The 16,746-nt window shown below is 73.4% G+C and carries 15 protein-coding genes and 1 tRNA gene; 12 read left to right on the top strand and 4 right to left on the bottom strand.

Annotation, left to right across the window (positions count from 1 at the left end; all coding sequences use genetic code 11):
• Window positions 1-147: 147 nt before the first annotated feature.
• From OIE69_RS25215 to OIE69_RS25190, 6 genes are all read left to right on the top strand, one after another.
• On the top strand, window positions 148-1,173 hold the full coding sequence (locus OIE69_RS25215) for a hypothetical protein (RefSeq protein WP_326581407.1): 1,026 nt from the start codon (window positions 148-150) through the stop codon (window positions 1,171-1,173).
• Window positions 1,164-2,738 (top strand): hypothetical protein, encoded by a 1,575-nt coding sequence (locus OIE69_RS25210; protein ID WP_326575867.1) that lies wholly within the window; start codon window positions 1,164-1,166, stop codon window positions 2,736-2,738. The genes OIE69_RS25215 and OIE69_RS25210 overlap by 10 nt, the downstream gene beginning before the upstream one ends.
• Window positions 2,735-4,060 carry an AAA domain-containing protein gene (locus tag OIE69_RS25205; protein ID WP_326575866.1) on the top strand — a complete coding sequence of 442 codons (1,326 nt, stop codon included), beginning with the start codon at window positions 2,735-2,737 and terminating at the stop codon, window positions 4,058-4,060. Before OIE69_RS25210 ends, OIE69_RS25205 begins: the two co-directional genes overlap by 4 nt.
• Before the next feature lie 79 nt (window positions 4,061-4,139).
• Window positions 4,140-4,511: a hypothetical protein gene (locus OIE69_RS25200; RefSeq protein ID WP_326575864.1), complete on the top strand. Its 372-nt coding sequence runs from the start codon at window positions 4,140-4,142 to the stop codon at window positions 4,509-4,511.
• Window positions 4,512-4,623: 112 nt separating this feature from the next.
• The gene (locus OIE69_RS25195) at window positions 4,624-5,172 is read left to right on the top strand and encodes a bifunctional DNA primase/polymerase (protein ID WP_326575862.1); all 549 of its coding nucleotides are present in this window, start codon (window positions 4,624-4,626) and stop codon (window positions 5,170-5,172) included.
• Window positions 5,173-5,225: 53 nt separating this feature from the next.
• Window positions 5,226-5,298 (top strand) — tRNA-Lys (locus OIE69_RS25190).
• Between the two features lie 93 nt (window positions 5,299-5,391).
• Here the strand turns inward: OIE69_RS25190 and OIE69_RS25185 are convergent.
• Together OIE69_RS25185 and OIE69_RS25180 are read right to left on the bottom strand one after the other, a co-directional pair.
• Window positions 5,392-6,597: a M6 family metalloprotease domain-containing protein gene (locus OIE69_RS25185; RefSeq protein WP_326575860.1), complete on the bottom strand. Its 1,206-nt coding sequence runs from the start codon at window positions 6,595-6,597 to the stop codon at window positions 5,392-5,394.
• 31 nt (window positions 6,598-6,628) lie between these two features.
• Window positions 6,629-7,768: a M6 family metalloprotease domain-containing protein gene (locus OIE69_RS25180; protein WP_326575859.1), complete on the bottom strand. Its 1,140-nt coding sequence runs from the start codon at window positions 7,766-7,768 to the stop codon at window positions 6,629-6,631.
• Window positions 7,769-8,194: 426 nt separating this feature from the next.
• Between OIE69_RS25180 and OIE69_RS25175 the strand changes: the two genes are divergently transcribed.
• Together OIE69_RS25175 and OIE69_RS25170 are read left to right on the top strand one after the other, a co-directional pair.
• Complete coding sequence (locus OIE69_RS25175; protein WP_326575857.1) at window positions 8,195-10,072, top strand: putative bifunctional diguanylate cyclase/phosphodiesterase; 1,878 nt, start codon at window positions 8,195-8,197, stop codon at window positions 10,070-10,072.
• Between the two features lie 67 nt (window positions 10,073-10,139).
• Window positions 10,140-11,234: an LLM class flavin-dependent oxidoreductase gene (locus OIE69_RS25170; protein ID WP_326575855.1), complete on the top strand. Its 1,095-nt coding sequence runs from the start codon at window positions 10,140-10,142 to the stop codon at window positions 11,232-11,234.
• A gap of 66 nt (window positions 11,235-11,300) precedes the next feature.
• On the opposite strand, the gene OIE69_RS25165 is transcribed toward OIE69_RS25170, so the two are convergent.
• Together OIE69_RS25165 and OIE69_RS25160 are read right to left on the bottom strand one after the other, a co-directional pair.
• Window positions 11,301-11,807 (bottom strand): hypothetical protein, encoded by a 507-nt coding sequence (locus OIE69_RS25165; protein WP_326575853.1) that lies wholly within the window; start codon window positions 11,805-11,807, stop codon window positions 11,301-11,303.
• Between the two features lie 202 nt (window positions 11,808-12,009).
• Window positions 12,010-13,494 (bottom strand): NAD-dependent succinate-semialdehyde dehydrogenase, encoded by a 1,485-nt coding sequence (locus OIE69_RS25160; protein WP_326575851.1) that lies wholly within the window; start codon window positions 13,492-13,494, stop codon window positions 12,010-12,012.
• Between the two features lie 141 nt (window positions 13,495-13,635).
• Between OIE69_RS25160 and ehuB the strand changes: the two genes are divergently transcribed.
• From ehuB to ehuA, 4 genes are read left to right on the top strand one after another with little or no spacing between them, the layout of a single operon-like run.
• Window positions 13,636-14,553 (top strand): ectoine/hydroxyectoine ABC transporter substrate-binding protein EhuB, encoded by a 918-nt coding sequence (ehuB, locus tag OIE69_RS25155; RefSeq protein WP_326575849.1) that lies wholly within the window; start codon window positions 13,636-13,638, stop codon window positions 14,551-14,553.
• 48 nt (window positions 14,554-14,601) lie between these two features.
• Window positions 14,602-15,279 (top strand): ectoine/hydroxyectoine ABC transporter permease subunit EhuC, encoded by a 678-nt coding sequence (ehuC, locus tag OIE69_RS25150; protein WP_326581406.1) that lies wholly within the window; start codon window positions 14,602-14,604, stop codon window positions 15,277-15,279.
• Entirely contained in the window at window positions 15,279-15,914 is a 636-nt protein-coding gene (ehuD, locus tag OIE69_RS25145; protein WP_326575847.1) for an ectoine/hydroxyectoine ABC transporter permease subunit EhuD, read from the top strand. The genes ehuC and ehuD overlap by 1 nt, the downstream gene beginning before the upstream one ends.
• The gene (ehuA, locus tag OIE69_RS25140; protein WP_326575845.1) at window positions 15,904-16,713 is read left to right on the top strand and encodes an ectoine/hydroxyectoine ABC transporter ATP-binding protein EhuA; all 810 of its coding nucleotides are present in this window, start codon (window positions 15,904-15,906) and stop codon (window positions 16,711-16,713) included. Before ehuD ends, ehuA begins: the two co-directional genes overlap by 11 nt.
• Window positions 16,714-16,746: the final 33 nt, after the last annotated feature.

The raw sequence follows: 16,746 nt of genomic DNA, 5'->3' as shown, positions 1-16,746 counted from the left end.
CGACGGGTCCGGGGCCGCGGACCGGCGGCGTCCGCATTGTGGCCCACGTTGTCGGTGGGTGGTGCGAGACTTGCGCGGGTGAGCACTACGCACGATCTGCGAGAGCGGCTGGCCGCGCTGCGTGGCCCGACGACCGTGCCGCGCCCGATGGACGCGCGCGCCCTGGCGGCGCTCGCCGCGAACCCCGGGTGCCGGCGCCGGGCACTGATGGACGCCGCGGGGGTGGACAAGGCGGCGGTGGCCCGCGTGCTGGGCAACCCCGCGCCCTTCGGGCAGTCCCAGTTCGCTTTCGTACGGGGCCATGCCTTCGAGGCACGGGTGAAGGCCGAGGGGTGCGCCGAACTGCTGCGCCTGCTGGGCGCGCCCGAGAGCACGGAGGCCGTGCTGCCCGACCTGTCCGCCCCGGGCCCCGAGGGCAGGGTGGCCCGTACCCGCCTCGCGCTCAAGGAGGCGACCGCGGCGGGCCGGTGGACGCTGCTCGACCACCCCCTGCTCGTGCTCGAGGTGGCGGACTCCCCCGTCTACCTCGAGCCGGACGCCATCGCCGTGCGGCCGGACGGCTCGTGGACGGTGGTGGAGGTCAAGTCCTTCCCGATCCTCGACGGTTCCGCGGACGCGGTGAAGGTCGGCGCCGCCGCCCGGCAGGCCGCGGTGTACGTCCTGGCCCTGGAGCGGCTGGGATTCGGCGCGCCGGAGCACCGGGTGCTGCTGGTCTGCCCCAAGGACTTCTCCAACCTGCCCGCCGCGGAGTTCGTCGACGTCCGCAAGCAGCTGTCGGTCACCCGGCGGCAGCTGACCCGGCTCACGCGGATCGAGGAGATCGCCGCCTCCCTGCCCGAGGGCACCACCTTCGACCTGCGGCTCGCCGACGACGGACGGACGGCGACCCGTCCCGCCGCGGAGCTCTCCGACGCGGTGGACCTGCTGCCCGCGGCGTACGCGCCCGAGTGCCTGGCCAGTTGCGAACTGTCCTTCCACTGCCGCGAACAGGCCCGGGGCTGCGGCGCGGTGGAGGTCCTCGGCCGCGGCGTGCGCGGTGAACTGGGCGCGCTGACCGAGGTGGAGCAGGTGCTGGCGGCCGCGCTGGGCACCGAGGGCGATCCCGACGACCCCGCGGTCGCCGCGCTGCGGCGGGCGCACGCCCTGCGGGCGGAGGCGCTGGGATGTCGCTGATCTCGGTGCTGGCCCGGGCGGAGGCCATGGCGACCGGCCGGGCGACCCCGCTGGCGACGGTGCGCCACCGCCATCTGTCGGACCGGCCGCTGGTCTTCGTCCCGCTGACCACCGCGGGCGAGGTGGGCGCTCCGCTGGGCGCCCTGGTCGGCACGGACCGGGACGAGCCCCGGCTGCTGGCGGTGCCGCAGCCGCGCGACCGCGATCTGCGCTTCGCCTTCCTTGCCGAGCTTGCGCAGGTGGTGCTGCCCTACCTGGAGTCCTACGCGGACGACACGGAGACCGAACCGGCGACCCGCAACAGGGAGGAGTCGGAGGTCTGCGCCGACGCGCCCCAGATCGTGGTCGCGAACACCTCCGCGGTGGAGTACGTGCGCCTGCTCGGGCGCTCCACCCGCTTCCGCCGCACCGCCGAGGACGACCCCGACGAGCCGCACCCCGTGCCGGCCCGGGTGCCGTTGCTCGGCCGCTGGCTCACCCACTACGGGGAACGCGCCCGCACCCCCGGCTCCGCGCTGCTGCTGTCCGCGACCGAACTGCTGACCCGGCACTGGGCGACGGGCCAGAGCAACCTCGAGGACCAGCACCTGGGCGCCCTGCTGGCCTGGATCGACCGCCCTCCGGCGCCGCCGGGGGAAGCTCCGCCCGAGGGCATGACGGGCATCGAGGCCGCCCGACGGGCGGAGTCCCACCGCGGACCGGACGGCCTGCTGGTGTTCCCGCCGGCCGGCCCCGCGACCGACCCCGTCTTCGACAACACGGTGCTCGCCCCGGCCACCGCCCGCTACGACGCCGGGATCACCGGGGCCGGCGAGGAGATCGCCCGTCTGCTGGGCGCCCAGATGCGCCCGACCTGGGACGCGGTGTGGCGGTCGATGGACCTGCTGCGCGAGCTTCCCGAGGGCTCCCACGTCGCGGACCGCTGGAAGCGCGACCGCTGGTCGTACACCTCCCACCGGGACCGGGTGCGCGCCGGGGAGCCGCCGCAGCCCCGCCGCGACGACGCCGTGTCGGCGGCGCAGAAACTCGCCGGCCGGGAGACCGCGCAGGTGCGGCTGGAGGCCCAGGAGGCACTGGACGACCCGCTGGTGATGGCCGGGCGGCGGCTGGCCGGGGAGGCCTTCGCGGGCCGGGTCGACCGGGTGGAGATGGCGATGAGCGAGGGCAAGGTGCCCAAGCCGCGCCCGCTGGTGACGGTTCTCACACAGGACCGCCCGCATCTGGACGAGGACGCGAAGCTCCACCGCGCGCTGCCGGACGGCCGCACGCAGCAGGCCCGGTTCGTGGAGTGGGCCGGGTCCGGGGCGGTGCTCCTGCGGGTGGTGAACGGCATGGGCCGCGGCAAGGTCCCCGACCCCGGCACGGTGCCGGAGGAAGGGGACGAGGTGTGCTGGACGTTGTTCGAGCACGCGCCGCGCGGCGGCGCCGGGCTGCCGGAGCCGGAGGACACCCCGTGGACCCACGGCGGGCCCCCGGGCGCCGCGGCCGCGACCGCGGATACGCCCGCGGCCGCCGTCGCCCTCGCCGAGAGCCCCGACCCCGCGACCACGGAGGACTATCTGTGAGCCCGGTGAGCGACGCCGCCCGTGCGGCCGGCACCGCGACCGAGCGGATCCTGCACGACACCCTGCACGGGACGCACCGCGGCGTCGTCGTGGACTCCCCGCCCGGCGCGGGCAAGTCGACGCTGGTGGTGCGCGCCGCGCAGGAGCTGGTCGCGGCCGGCGAGTCCCTGATGGTGGTCGCCCAGACCAACGCGCAGGTGGACGACCTGGTGGACCGGCTGGCGACCGCCGACCCCGGGCTGCCGATCGGCCGGCTGCACGGCAGCGACTCGCCGCCGGACCCGTTGCTCGACCGCCACGAGGCGGTGCTGAAGTCGGCCAAGGCGGCCGACCTCGCCGGGGCCAAGGTGGTGATCGCGACCGCCGCGAAGTGGGCCTTCGTCAAGGACGTGGAGCCCTGGCGGCACGCCATCGTCGACGAGGCGTACCAGATGCGCTCGGACGCGCTGCTGCAGGTGGCCGGGTTGTTCGAACGGGCGCTGTTCGTCGGCGACCCCGGCCAGCTGGACCCGTTCAGCGTGGTCGGCGCCGAGCAGTGGGCGGGGCTGAGCTACGACCCGTCGGCCAGCGCGGTGGTCACCCTGCTGGCCCACAACCCGGGGCTGCCGCAGCACCGGTTGCCGGTGTCCTGGCGGCTGCCGGCCTCCGCCGCGCCGCTGGTCTCGGACGCCTTCTACCCCTACACCCCGTTCCGCAGCGGCACCGGCCACGGGGACCGGCGGCTCTCCTTCGGCGTGCCCGGTGACGGCTCGGGCCCGGACCGGGTGGTGGACGAGGCCGCCGCGTCGGGCTGGGGGCTGCTGGAACTCCCCGCACGGCGCACGCCGCGGACCGACCCCGAGGCGGTGCGCGCGATCGCGCTGGTCGTCCGGCGGCTGCTGGACCGCGGCGGCGTGGCCGTCTCCGAACGGGGCACCGCCCCGGTGGGCCCGGACCGGATCGCCGTGGGCACGGCCCACCGCGACCAGGCGGCGGCGGTCCGCGCGGCGCTGGCCGACCTGGGTGTGACCGGGGTCACCGTGGACACCGCCAACCGGCTGCAGGGCCGGGAGTTCGACGTCACCGTGGTGCTGCACCCGCTGTCGGGGCGCCCCGACGCCACCGCGTTCCACCTGGAGACCGGACGCCTGTGCGTGCTGGCCTCGCGCCACCGGCACGCGTGCATCGTGGTGTGCCGGGCGGGGGTCTCGGAGCTGCTGGACGAGCACCCCTCGACGGAGCCGGTGCAGCTGGGCGTGACGGTGAAGTTCCCGGACGGCTGGGAGGCCAACCACGCCGTGCTGGCCCACCTGTCGGAGCACCGCGTGACCTGGCGGCCGTAGCGCGCCCCCGCCGTCCGCCCGGGGCACTCTTGCGCGGGGCGGGACAATGGAAGGCGCCGACGATCCTGGAGGTACGTTCATGTCCGAGCCGCAGTCGGCTCACAGCGCGGCGGGAAAGCAGCCCGCCCCGCGCCTGAAACCCGCCCAGCTGCTGTTCGAGCCCGCCGCCCTGGCCGAGGACGAGGAGCACTTCTTCGACCTGGAGTCCATCGAGGACCCCCGTGAGCTCCTGGGCCGCGCGTCGGAGCTCGCCCTCGCCTTCCGCGCGGCCGCGGACCGGGCGACGGAGTTCCAGGCCATAGCAGCCGCCCAGCTCGCCGACCCCAAGCGTTTCGACCGGCTGACCCCCGCCGCCATCGGTGAGCAGGCGGGCTGGTCGGAGGACTATGCCAAGCGGATGATCGAGTTCGGCGAGGGCCTGATGCGGGGCGGCGACGCGGCGCTGTCCTGACGGCGCACCTGGCATATGCGTGCGGGGCAAGGTACCCGACACATGGCGGGCGTGTCCGGCCTTCGGGCGATGTCGCGTAGCGAAACGTTCACTCACGGTAGTTGTATGGGTCATGAGTGATCGGCAGTGGCACACATGGCCGGGGGGCGTGCCGGAGTCCGCCTCCCACCCATCCCCGTACGCGCAGTACCCCACCCCCGACGGGGCCGACTGGCTCGCCTCCGCCAGCGCCTTCCCGCGCAGCGTGCGCGCCCTGTGGTCCGCACGGCCCACGGCGCCCAGCGTGCTGCCCTGCGGGACGGCCTTCGACGCGGTGAACCTCCCGGCCCTGTTCGGACGCAAGGTCCTGGAGCACCTGTGGTCCGCGGGCCCGGGCTCCGGCCCGGCCGCCACGCTGCGCGGACGGCTGCTGCTGCTCGCAGAGCCGGGCACCGCCGCACGCCTCCCCTCACTGCTGACCTGGGAGGAGTGGGGGCCGGCGGTGCCACCGGTGCTGTGCCACGGCGCCGGGGACTTGGTGGCGCTGCCCCCGCCGTACAGCGACACCGGCCACGGGCGCTCGCGCTGGCTGGTGGCCCCCGACACACGCCGTCCCTGGCTCCCCGGGGCCGACGTCCTGCTGTGGGCCTGCGTCCGCGCGGCCCGCGCGGAGGCCGGTTGATTATCGATTTTCACCCGCCCGCAAGCGGATGCTAATGTCTACGACGTCAGCGAGCGCCGCTAGCTCAACTGGCAGAGCAGCTGACTCTTAATCAGCGGGTTCGGGGTTCGAGTCCCTGGCGGCGCACTCACGGCAAGGCCGTTGACCAGGGCGCTCTCCCATCGGGAGGGCGCCTTTCGTCATGTCCGGCCGCGTCTTCGACCGCGGGTCCCGAAAGTCCTAGGGGCCGTCCCACAGCGGGCGCGAGGTGGTGATCCGCACGGTCCAGCCCTCGTCCTCCGGGTCGCGGCCGAGCACCTCGACGGTGAGGCCGCGGGCGCGGTCGGTGAAGCGTCCGCCGGAGGAGAACGGGGCGTCGTTGAGCGCGTTGAAGGTGGCGCTGCTGTACTCGCAGGCGGTCGTGCGCGGGTGGGCGTCCTCGACGGTGACGGGCCCGTGCCCCGAGTCGACGTCGGTGCGCACCTGGTAGACCAGCACCCCCTCACGGCAGGCCTCGCTGTCGTTGCCGCGGGTGGCGCGCGCCTCGACCACGTACGCCCGGGTCCGGCCGAGGGGGATGACGGCCGCCTTGCGGCCGCCGGGCACCTCGACCGGTGTGAGGTGCACCGAGCGGGCGCCCGGGTCGCGGACGCAGACGACCTGCCAGTCGTCGAGCCAGCCCAGCCGCCACTTGTGCCAGGCGAAGAGATCGCCCTGCAGCCCCCAGTCCAGGGACATGCTGTCCCACTGGCCGGCGAGGGTGTCGGTGCGCCCGAAGTCCTCGACGGAGTACAGGTCGGGCAGCCCGAAGGCGTGTCCGTTCTCGTGGCTGAGCACCCGCGCGCCGGACTGGTCGTGGCCGTAGACCAGCGAGACCCGGTCCAGGCCCGCGCCGTCGTCGGTGGTGGCGGCCGAGGCGCCGGTCCAGGTCACCGAGAGGACGGCCTGTTCGGCGGGCGGACCGGCGTTGGGCGTCACCAGGACGTTGACCAGGTCGTACCCGGAGAAGTCGATCTGCCGGTCGGCGACGCGCAGCAGGTCCCGCATCATGGCCGTGTGCGTGCGCCAGTCGTAGCCGCGCCCTATCCCGTACGAGTGGAAGGGCTTCGGCATGCGGATGTAGCGCAGCACCGGCGTGGAGACGTAGCGCAGCTTCCCGTACGAGGCGCGGTAGAACCAGTGCCGCACGGCGGGGAAGAACTCGCTGTAGCGCTCGGCGGCGCTGTACGGGGCGTGCTTGTCGGGGAAGTCGACGAGCAGGGTGAGGGCCCGCACCTCGCCGGTGGCGCGGGCGAACTGACGGCCGTCCGCGCCGCCGAACCCCTCGGACATCGTGACGCCCGGCGCGGCGCGCAGCGCGCAGGGACGGTCGGCCGGCGGGGCCGCGGCGGGCACGCCCTCGGTGACGGCGGTGCTGCCGGCCGCGAGCAGGAGCACTGTTGCCACGACCGCGAGTGCCCGGGGACCGCGCATCGCCTCAGCCCTGGGTGACCTGGACGGTCCAGGACCCGTCGGAGTGGCGGTCGGCGACGTGGACGCGCGCCGACCGGCCGAGGGCGTACGTCTCCCCCGTCCGCAGCGGCGCGTCGGCCAGCGGCGGGTACACCGAGGACTCCCGGCAGCCGTCGCTGGCCGGGTGGGCGTCGACGACGTCCACGGGGCCGTCGCCTGACGACACGTCGGCCCGGACGCGGTACATCAGCACACCCTGGCTGCAGGTGAGGCGGTCGTTGCCGAGGGCGGCGCGGGCCTCGATGGCGACGGCGCCCTCCAGGCCCGCGGGCAGCACCAGCAGCTTGGTGCCGCCGGGCTGCTCCACGGGGCTCAGGCGGAAGGTGTGCGTGCCGCCCTCGGTGACGCAGCGGACCTGCGACTGCCGGAGCCAGCCCAGCTTCCACTTGTGCCAGGCGAAGAAGTCCGGGGACAGACCGAACTGACTGCCCATGAGGTCCCAGTCGCCGACGTGGGTGTCCCAGTCGGCGTTGCTGCCCGCGGGTGGCCGGTAGTAGAGGTCGGGCAGGTCGAAGGCGTGCCCGGTCTCGTGGGCCAGCACGTTGATGTCCGGGGGGTGGCCCTCGAAGACGGTGACGAAGCGGTGCAGGTCCGCGCCGTCGACCCGGACCGGCCGGCCCAGGTTGACCACCTTGGTGGCGTCCGGGTCGACGCCCGGCGCGTCGGGGTCGGCGACCAGGTAGACGACCCCGTACCGGGAGAAGTCCACCTGCCCGTCGGCCGCCACCACGGCATCGCGCAGGTAGCGGGCGCGCAGGGCGGGGCTCCAGTCCCGGCCGATGCCGTACGCGGTGGACGGCGCGGGCATGCGCAGCCAGTACGGCAGGAGGCGCGGCCGCAGCCGGAAGGTGCCGTACGAGGCCTTCGCGAAGAAGTCGGCGGTGGCCGGGAAGTGATCGGCCGCCAGTTCGCCCGGGCTGATGGTGGGTGCGGCGTCGGGGAACGCCAGGAACACCATCAGCGCGTCAACGTCGCCACGGGCCCGCGGGTAGGCGGTGTTCCAGGCGCTGACGCCCTCGGAGTGGTGGGCCCGGGTCCGCGACAGGGCGCACAGCGAGGAGTCCGAGCCCCCTGCCGCGGGGCCGGTGACCAGCGTCCACGCCACGACGGCCGCGAAGACGCTGACGGCGGCGACGACCGCCCGGAGCCCACCGTGGGCATGCCCGCGGACGCTCCGGCGGAACCGCCGATGCGCACGTATGGGTAGCCCTGACAGCGGCACGTGGACCTCCCGTACGGGGTCGGGACACCCACATCACGCTGCTACGGTTTGCTATGTTTTGCCCTGTTGTGCTGCGCCGCCCGGGTTACCGTCCGATCACTACAGTGCGTAATGAGTGACGAAAACCGATCAATGGAATTCAGCGGCCAATCACAAATGATCAAGATCGTCTACCGCGTGCCGAGAATCACCACGACGGCGGTGGCCGCACCAATTCCCCAACGTCTATGATCGGCACATTTCCAGCATGAACGCCGCCTCTTGGCGGTCATTCGATTCCTCCACGACCACGTGTGCGAGACGACAGATATGCGGGAGCCAGCGGTGGGCGGACCCTCGGGAGGCCCGGACCTCGAACCCGAGGCGACGGCCACGACGGTCACTCAGCGTCATGCTCCGGCCCCGGAACGGTCAGTCCCGGAGAGATCGGACCCGGAGGTGCGCGACTACCGCGCCGCCTTCAACGTGGCGCGGCTGCCGATGGCGCTGGTCGACTCCGACGGCCGGGTGCGCGAGGCCAATCCGGCGTTCGGCGCGCTGCTCGGCGCGGACCCGGTACTGCTCACCACCCGCACCGCGGCGGAACTGGTCGGCCTCACCGGCGCCGGCGGCGAGGCGCCCCCGCTCGGGGAGAGCCCGGAGTACGCCGAGTACGAGGACGTGCTGACCGGACGGCGCGGGGAGTTGCGCCGCACCAGACCCGTGTGCGGACCGGACGGGCGCACGGTCTGGGCCGAGGTCGTCGTGGTGCCCGTCCCCGGCGGAGCGCTGATGTCCGTGGAGGACCTGGGCGAGACCCGCGAACTGCGCGAGCAACTGCGCCACTTGCGGATGCACGACCCGGTCACCCGGCTCCCCAACCGGCAGTTGTTCTTCGAGCGCCTCGCCACCGCGCTGGAGGGCGCCGACAGCCGCACCGGCCGGATCGGCCTGTGCTACCTCGACCTCGACGGCTTCAAGGCCATCAACGACACCCTCGGCCACCGGGTCGGCGACCGGCTGCTCAAGGCAGTCGCCGGCCGGCTGTCGGACTGCGCGGCCCGCCTCGCGCGGAGCGGGACCCTCGTCGCACGGCTGGGCGGGGACGAGTTCGCCGTCCTCGTCGAGGACTCCACCGGCACCGGGCAGGCCACCGGCCTCGCCGAGTCCGTACTGACGGCGCTGCAACTGCCGTTCGACCTCGCCGGGCAGCGCCTGGCGGTCTCGGCGAGCATCGGCGTCGTCGAGCGCGAGGCCGCCGGGGCCACCGCCACGGGCATCATGCAGGCCGCCGACACCACGCTGTACTGGGCCAAGGCCGACGGCAAGGCCCGCTGGACGCTCTTCGACCCCGAGCGCAACGCCCACCGGATGACCAAGCAGGCGCTGTCCAGCACCCTGCGGCAGGCCGTGGAGCGCGGGGAGTTCGCGCTGGAGTACCAGCCACTGGTCGAGCTGGGCAGCGGAAGTCTGCGCGGGGTCGAGGCGCTGGTGCGCTGGCGGCACCCGCACTTCGGGCTGCTCGGGCCGAACCGGTTCATCCCGCTGGCGGAGGAGAACGGCTCCATCGTCCAGCTCGGCCGCTGGGTGCTCGCCGAGTCGTGCCGCCAGGCCCGGCAGTGGCAGAAGGACTGGCCGGACGACCCGATCTTCGTCAGCGTCAACGTCGCCGTGCGCCAGGTCTGGGACTCCGACCTGGTCGCCGACGTCGCGGAGATCCTCGACGACACCGGGCTGCCGGCCGGGCTGCTGCAGCTGGAGCTCACCGAGTCCGCGGTGATGGGCTCGGCCGGCCGGCCGCTGCAGGCGCTGCACGCCCTGCAGGAGATGGGCGTACGCATCGCCATCGACGACTTCGGCACCGGCTACTCCAATCTGGCCTACCTCAGCCGGCTGCCGGTCTCCGCGCTCAAACTCGACGGCAGCTTCGTGCACGGCTTCCGGGACGGCCTGCACCCCAACCCGGCCGACGAGACGATCGTCGAGGCGCTGGTGCAGCTCGCCCACCGGCTCGGGCTGACCGTGACCGCCGAATGCGTGGAGAACGCCGAGCAGGCGGAGCGGCTGCGCCGGATCGGCTGCGACACCGGACAGGGGTGGCTGTACTCGCGTCCCGTGCCGCCCGAGGGGATCGCCGCGCTGCGCGGCGACGTGCCGGGCCGCGGGCCGGGCCCCGGCGTAGAGCCCGGCGAAGAACCCGGGGAATAGCCGGAGCCGCCGCCGGGTTGGTCGTTGCCGTAGGCAAGGAACCGGCCGCAGGAGGCGACACAGGCACGTGGACACGAACGACCCGGTACGAGGCACGACCCTCGGCAGCGCACCCGTCCCGCTCTCCGTCCTCGACCTGGCGGGCGTCGGCAGCGGCCTGACCGCGAGGGACGCCCTCCTCGCCGGGGTCGCACTGGCCCGACTCGCAGAGGCCCGCGGCTACCACCGCTACTGGGTCGCCGAGCACCATTCGATGCCCGGGGTCGCGTCCTCCTCCCCCGCAGTGATCCTCGCCCACCTCGCCGCCCACACCGAGCGGATACGCCTCGGCTCCGGCGGTGTCATGCTGCCCAACCACGCGCCGCTGGTCATCGCCGAGCAGTTCGGCACCCTTGAGGCCCTGGCGCCGGGCCGGATCGACCTCGGCCTCGGCCGTGCCCCCGGCACCGACGGCGCCACCGCCGCCGCGCTGCGCCGCACCGACCGGCTGAACGAGGGCGCCGACGAGTTCCCGCAGCAGCTGTCCGAGCTCATCCGCTTCCTGGACGACGACTTCCCCGACGGCCACCCCTACGCCCGCATCCACGCCATCCCCGGTCCCGTTCAGGGCACCGTGCCGGGCGGCGTGCAGTCGTCCGCGCGCCCGCCGATCTGGCTGCTCGGCTCCAGCACCTTCAGCGCCCGGCTGGCCGCGGTCCTCGGACTGCCCTTCGCCTTCGCCCACCACTTCTCCGCGGCGAACACCGAACCGGCGCTGGAGATGTACGCCAGGTCCTTCCGGCCCTCCGAGGTGCTGGACGAGCCGTACGCGCTGATCGGCGTGGCGGCACTGGCTGCGGAGGAGGAGAAGGACGCCCGCCGGCAGGTGCTCAGCGGCGCTCTGGCCATGCTGCGGCTGCGCACGGGACGCCCGGGCCTGGTGCCCTCCCCGGAAGAGGCGGAGGCGTACGAGTTCGGCCCCGCCGAGCGGGACTTCGTCGACGCGTGGCTCGGCAACGTGGTGCACGGCACGCCGGACGCGGTCCGCGACGGCCTGGACGCACTGGTACGCCGGACGGGCGCCCAGGAGCTGATGATCACGGCCAATGCCCACACGCCTTCCGCACGGCTGCGTTCCTACGAGCTGATCGCCGACGCGTACGGCCTGCCCGGCGGCGCCTGACCGGCCGCCGCGCGCGGCGGCCGGTGCGGGGCGCCGGTCGCCGCGCGCGGCCGCGCGACGCGGGGATCAGCCGCTCGCCGCCTCCGTTTCCCAGGGCACCCGGCTCAGGTGGCTCGCGCCCAGGAGCCGCACGAGGTTCCAGTAGTCGCCGTAGCCCGCCTCCAACCCGTCGACGAGCAGCCGCGCCGGGGGGAACGGCCGCTCGGGCCGCAGCTGTGACAGGTCGATCGGACGGGCACGGCCGGCGGCCGGATCGGTCTCCGCGTCGAAGCAGGCGAGCGCGGCACGGAGCGCGGGCTGGAAGGTGCCCTCCTCACACAGGCCCTCGATCTCGTCGAGCTCGATCGTGACGAAAGCGCCCGGCGCCTTCTCGACCGCCTGCCGCGGCAGGGCGGCGTGGGCGTCGAGCGTCCCCTCGGCGGCGAGAGCCGGTTCAGCACCGCGAGCGCGGCTTCGAGCTGGGCGAGCGCGCGTTCCTTCGTCGCCGGCGGTGCCGTGACCTGCACCGCTCCCTCTTCCTCGACCTCGAACGTCCCGGTCACGAGATCCGCCGGCCGGAACATCGCGAGCCACAGCAGCGGAACGCAAGAAACGTCGTGGGAGACGATCCCGGCCCTCTCGTCAAAGCCCTCCAACTGGCCCGACGGGTAGAGGGACGCCTCGTCCGGCGAACAGAGGTACGAAGAGTTCGACATGCCGCGAGGCCGGCGGAGCGCACCGACACGCCACCCGGACCGGCGGGTGCCGTGGGCGGCGGCGTGCGCCCGGTCGCCCGTCAGACGTCCACCGCCACGTACTTGATCTCCAGGTACTCGTCGATCCCCACGGCTCCGCCCTCGCGCCCGGTCCCGGACTGCTTGACGCCGCCGAAGGGCGCCGCGGGCGTGGAGACGACGCCCTTGTTGAGGCCGAGCATGCCCGTCTCCAGCTCCTCGGCGTAGCGGATCCCGCGCCGCAGGCTCTCCGTGAAGACGTAGCCGACCAGGCCGAACTCGGTGTCGTTGGCCAGCCGGATCGCCTCGTCGTCGTCCTCGAAGGTGACGACCGGCGCGACCGGGCCGAAGATCTCCTCGCGGAGCATGGCCGCGTCCGTCGGCACGTCGGCCAGCACGGTCGGCGGGTAGAAGTACCCGGGGCGGTCCGAGAGCGGGGCGCCGCCGGTGACCGCGCGGGCCCCGGACGCGACGGCGTCCTGCACCAGGCGGTCCACCTTGTCCAGGCCCGCGCCGTCGATGAGGGGGCCGACCTGGCTGCCGGGCTCGGTGCCGCGGCCGACGACCATGGAGCCCAGCTTCTCGGCGAGCCGCCCGGTGAAGGCCTCGGCCAGCTCGCGGTGGACGTAGATCCGGTTGGCGGCGGTGCAGGCCTCGCCGATGTTGCGCATCTTGGCGATCGCCGCACCCTCCACGGCCTTCTCCAGGTCCGCGTCCCGGCACACGATGAGCGGGGCGTTGCCACCCAGCTCCATGGAGGTCCGCAGCACCTGCCGCGCGCTGAGTTCGATGAGCTTGCGGCCGACTGCCGTGGACCCGGTGAAGGAGAGCTTGCGCAGCCGCGGGTCCTCCGTCAGGGGGCCGCTGATCTCCGCGGGGCGTGAGCTGGTGAGGACGTTGAGGACGCCGTCCGGCAGCCCGGCCTGCCCGAGGATCTCGGCGAGGGCGAGCATGGACAGCGGCGTCTGGTGGGCCGGCTTGACGATCATGGTGCAGCCCGCGGCGACGGCGGGGCCGATCTTGCGGGTGCCCATCGCCATGGGGAAGTTCCACGGGGTGATCAGCAGCGCCGGCCCCACGGGCCGGCGCATCACCCAGATCCGGCCGTTGCCGTCGGGCGCGGTGAGCCAACCGCCCTCGATCCGCACCGCCTCCTCGGAGAACCAGCGGAAGAACTCGGCGGCGTACAGGACCTCGCTGCGGGACTCCGCGACCGGTTTGCCCATCTCCAGCGTCATCAGCAGGGCGAGTTCCTGCTGCCGCTCCACGATGAGCTCGAAGGCCCGGCGCAGGATCTCGCCGCGCTCACGCGGCGCCGTGGCCGCCCATCCCTCCTGCGCCGCGGCCGCGGCGTCCATCGCGGCCCTGGCGTCCTCGGCCCCGGCGTCCGGCACGGCACACAGCGACCGCGCGGTCGACGGGTCCTCCACCTCGTACTCGCGCCCGTCGCTCGCCGGCCGCCAGCGGCCGCCGACGAGCAGTGCCTTCGGCACCCGCTCCACGACCAGCTGCTCGCGTTTGCCGTTCCCTTCGGTGCTGTCGCTCATGGCAGCTCCCTGCCTCTCGCGGACGTTCCGGACATCGGGTACCCCACCAGATTCGCATGAATGCCCCCCGTGCGCCGGGGTAGGCGCGGCCCTCGTGTGGTCACCGCGCCGCACGGAAGCGAACTACCGGAGGTCTGGTTCATGTCGGAGCGCAGTTCACTGTCCCGCAGGGGTTTCCTCTCCCGTACCGCGGCCGTCGGCGGTCTCGCGGCGGTCCCGGGGCTGCTGGCGGCGTGCAGCCGTACGCAGGCCGGCACCGGCGCGCCCACCGGCGACGGGGATCTGCTGGCCAGGCTGAGGAAGCAGGGGTACGTCCGGGTCGGCTTCGCGGGCGAGGCACCCTACGGGTACCGGGACGGCGACGAGCTGGCCGGCGAGGCGCCCACCCTCCACCGGGAGATCTTCAAGGCGCTCGGTGTGCCGGAACTGCGGCCCACGCTCACCGACTTCGGCGCGCTCATACCGGGCCTGACGGCCGACCGCTTCGACGTGGTCAGCGCGGGGATGGCGATCACCCCCGACCGCTGCCGGAAGGTGATCTTCTCGGAGCCCGAGTTCGTCTCGCCGACCGCCCTGATGGTCCGCGGGGGCAACCCCAAGGGCCTGAGCGACCTGGTGTCCTGCGCCCGCGAGAAGGCCACCGTCGGCGTGCTGAGCGCTGCGGTCGAGGCGGACTACGCGGACGCCGCCGGGGTGCCGCTGACCTCGGTGAAGTCCCTGGCCAAGCAGCAGGACGGGGTGGACGCGCTGCTCGCCGGCCGGATCGACGCCTTCGCACTGACCGGGATCTCGCTGCGCTGGCTGGCCCGCACCAACGAGGGCTCCGCGGTGGAGGTGCTCGACCCCTTCCTGCCGGTGGTCGGCGGCCGCAAGCAGTACAGCCCCGGCGGCGCGGTGTTCCGGCCCGACGCGACGGGGCTGCGCGACGCGTTCAACAAGGAGCTGGGGAAGATCACCGCCGACCCCGGCCGCTACACGTCCCTCATCGGCAAGTACGGCTTCACCAAGGCCGAGGTCCCGCCGGCGACGCTGCGCACCGCCCAGCTGTGCAAGGCCTGAGGCGGCGCCTTGTCCTCGTATCCGCACACCTTCCACGCCGGTGAACCCCTGTCCGGCCTCACGGAGTTCACGCACTCGCTGCCGAGTATCGGGGCGGGTCTGTGGGTCACCGTCCAGGCCACCGTCCTGGGCGCGGCGCTCGCGCTGCTGCTCGCCTTCGTCCTCGGCTTCATGGCGCGCTCGCGGCGGCTGCTGGTGCGCGGGAGCTCCCGGGTGGTCGTGGAGTTCTTCCGCGGCACCTCGCTGTACGTCCAGATGTTCTGGCTCTTCTTCGCGCTGCCGATCCTCGGCTTCAAGCTCGTGCCGCTCGCCTGCGCCGTGGTCGCCTTCGGGCTCAACTACGGGGCGTACGGCTCGGAGGTCGTCCGGGGTGCCCTGGACGCCGTGCCCCGCGGGCAGCGGGAGGCGGCGGTGGCGCTGAGCATGACGCCGTGGCAGCGGATGCGCCTGGTGGTCCTGCCGCAGGCCTGGCCGCAGATGATCCCGCCCTTCAACAACCTGCTGATCCAGCTGCTGAAGTGCACCCCGCTGATGTCGCTGATCACCATCTCGGACGTCACCTTCCAGATGGACCAGCTCCGTTCGACCACCGGTGACACCGCGACGGCGTACCTGCTGCTCCTGGTCGTCTACTTCGTCCTCGCCTACGCGCTCACGCTGGCCATGAACGGCCTGGAGTCCGTGGCCAAGGCGCGGCTCGGACAGCCGGCGGGAGGTCGGGCCTGATGTGGAGCTGGGAGACGGCCCGCGAGGGCCTGCCGCTGATCCTGCGCGGTTTCGGGACCACCCTGCTGGCCACGGTGCTCGGCTCGCTGCTCGCCGTCGTGCTGGGGCTGGTCATCGCGGTGCTGCGGCGCGCGCCCAGCCGCTGGGTGACGCTGCCGCTGCGGGCGGCAGTGGAGTTCGTGCGCTCGACGCCGGTGATGATCCAGCTGTTCGCGGTGTGGGTGCTGGTCCCGGGGCTGGACCCGCTCGTGATCGGGACAGCCGTGCTGGGCGTGCACTACGCGACGTACACCTCGGAGGTGTACCGGGCGGGCATCGAGGCGGTGCCGAAGGGGCAGTGGGAGGCGGCCGTCGCGCTGTCCCTGCCGCCCGTGCGCACCTGGTTCGCCGTGGTGCTGCCGCAGGCGGTGCGGAAGATCGTGCCCGCCCTCGGCAACTACGTGATCTCGATGTTCAAGGAGACGCCGTTCCTGTCGGTCATCACCGTCAACGAGATGGTGCACGAGGCGAACCGCTTCGGCAGCGACCATTTCGCCTACCTGGAGGCGTTCACCCTCGCCGCCCTGGTCTTCCTGGTCGCGAGCTGCCCCACCTCGATCCTCATGCGGAAGCTGGAGAAGCGCCTTGCTCACTGACGAGTCCCCCGCCCCCACCGAGTCCGGCGCCGCGGCGCCCGCCGTCCGCTTCGACCAGGTGGTCAAGCGGTACGGGGACAACACCGTGCTCGACCATCTCGACCTGGAGGTGGGCCGCGGCGAGCGCGTCACCCTGATCGGCCCGAGCGGTTCGGGCAAGACGACCATCCTGCGGCTGCTGATGACCCTGGAGCGGGTCACCGAGGGCGTCGTCCATGTCGACGGGGAGCCCTTCTCGCACATGCCGGGCCGCGGCGGCCGGCTCGTGCCGGCCGACGAGAGGCACCTGCGCGACAGACGGCGCCGGATCGGCATGGTGTTCCAGCACTTCAACCTCTTCCCGAACATGAAGGTGCTGGACAACGTCACCGAAGCCCCGGTGCACGTCCTCGGCATGGACCGCGACGAGGCCGCCGAGCGCGCCCGCGGGCTGCTGGAACTGGTGGGACTCGCCGACAAGCAGGACGCCCACCCCACCCGGCTCTCCGGCGGCCAGCAGCAGCGGGTGGCCATCGCCCGGGCGCTCGCGATGCGGCCCGACATCCTGCTGCTGGACGAGGTCACTTCGGCGCTCGACCCCGAACTGGTGGCCGGCGTGCTGGACGTGCTCAGGGACATCGCCCGCGGCACGGACATCACCCTGCTCTGCGTCACCCACGAGATGGGGTTCGCCCGGGACGTCTCGGACCGCGTACTGATGTTCGACGGCGGACGGGTCGTCGAGTCCGGTCCGCCGGAGCGGATTTTCGGCTCCCCGGAGCACAGCAGGACCCGGGAATTCCTCGGTGCGGTGCTCTGACGAAAAATTGGTCCGTGCCCTTGACATATGCCA

Origin of the sequence: Actinacidiphila glaucinigra (assembly GCF_035918135.1) — a bacterium.
Classification (GTDB): Bacteria; Actinomycetota; Actinomycetes; order Streptomycetales; family Streptomycetaceae; genus Actinacidiphila; species Actinacidiphila glaucinigra.
Note: the sequence above shows the minus strand (reverse complement) of the source record. Positions and strands in the feature narration are given on the sequence as shown.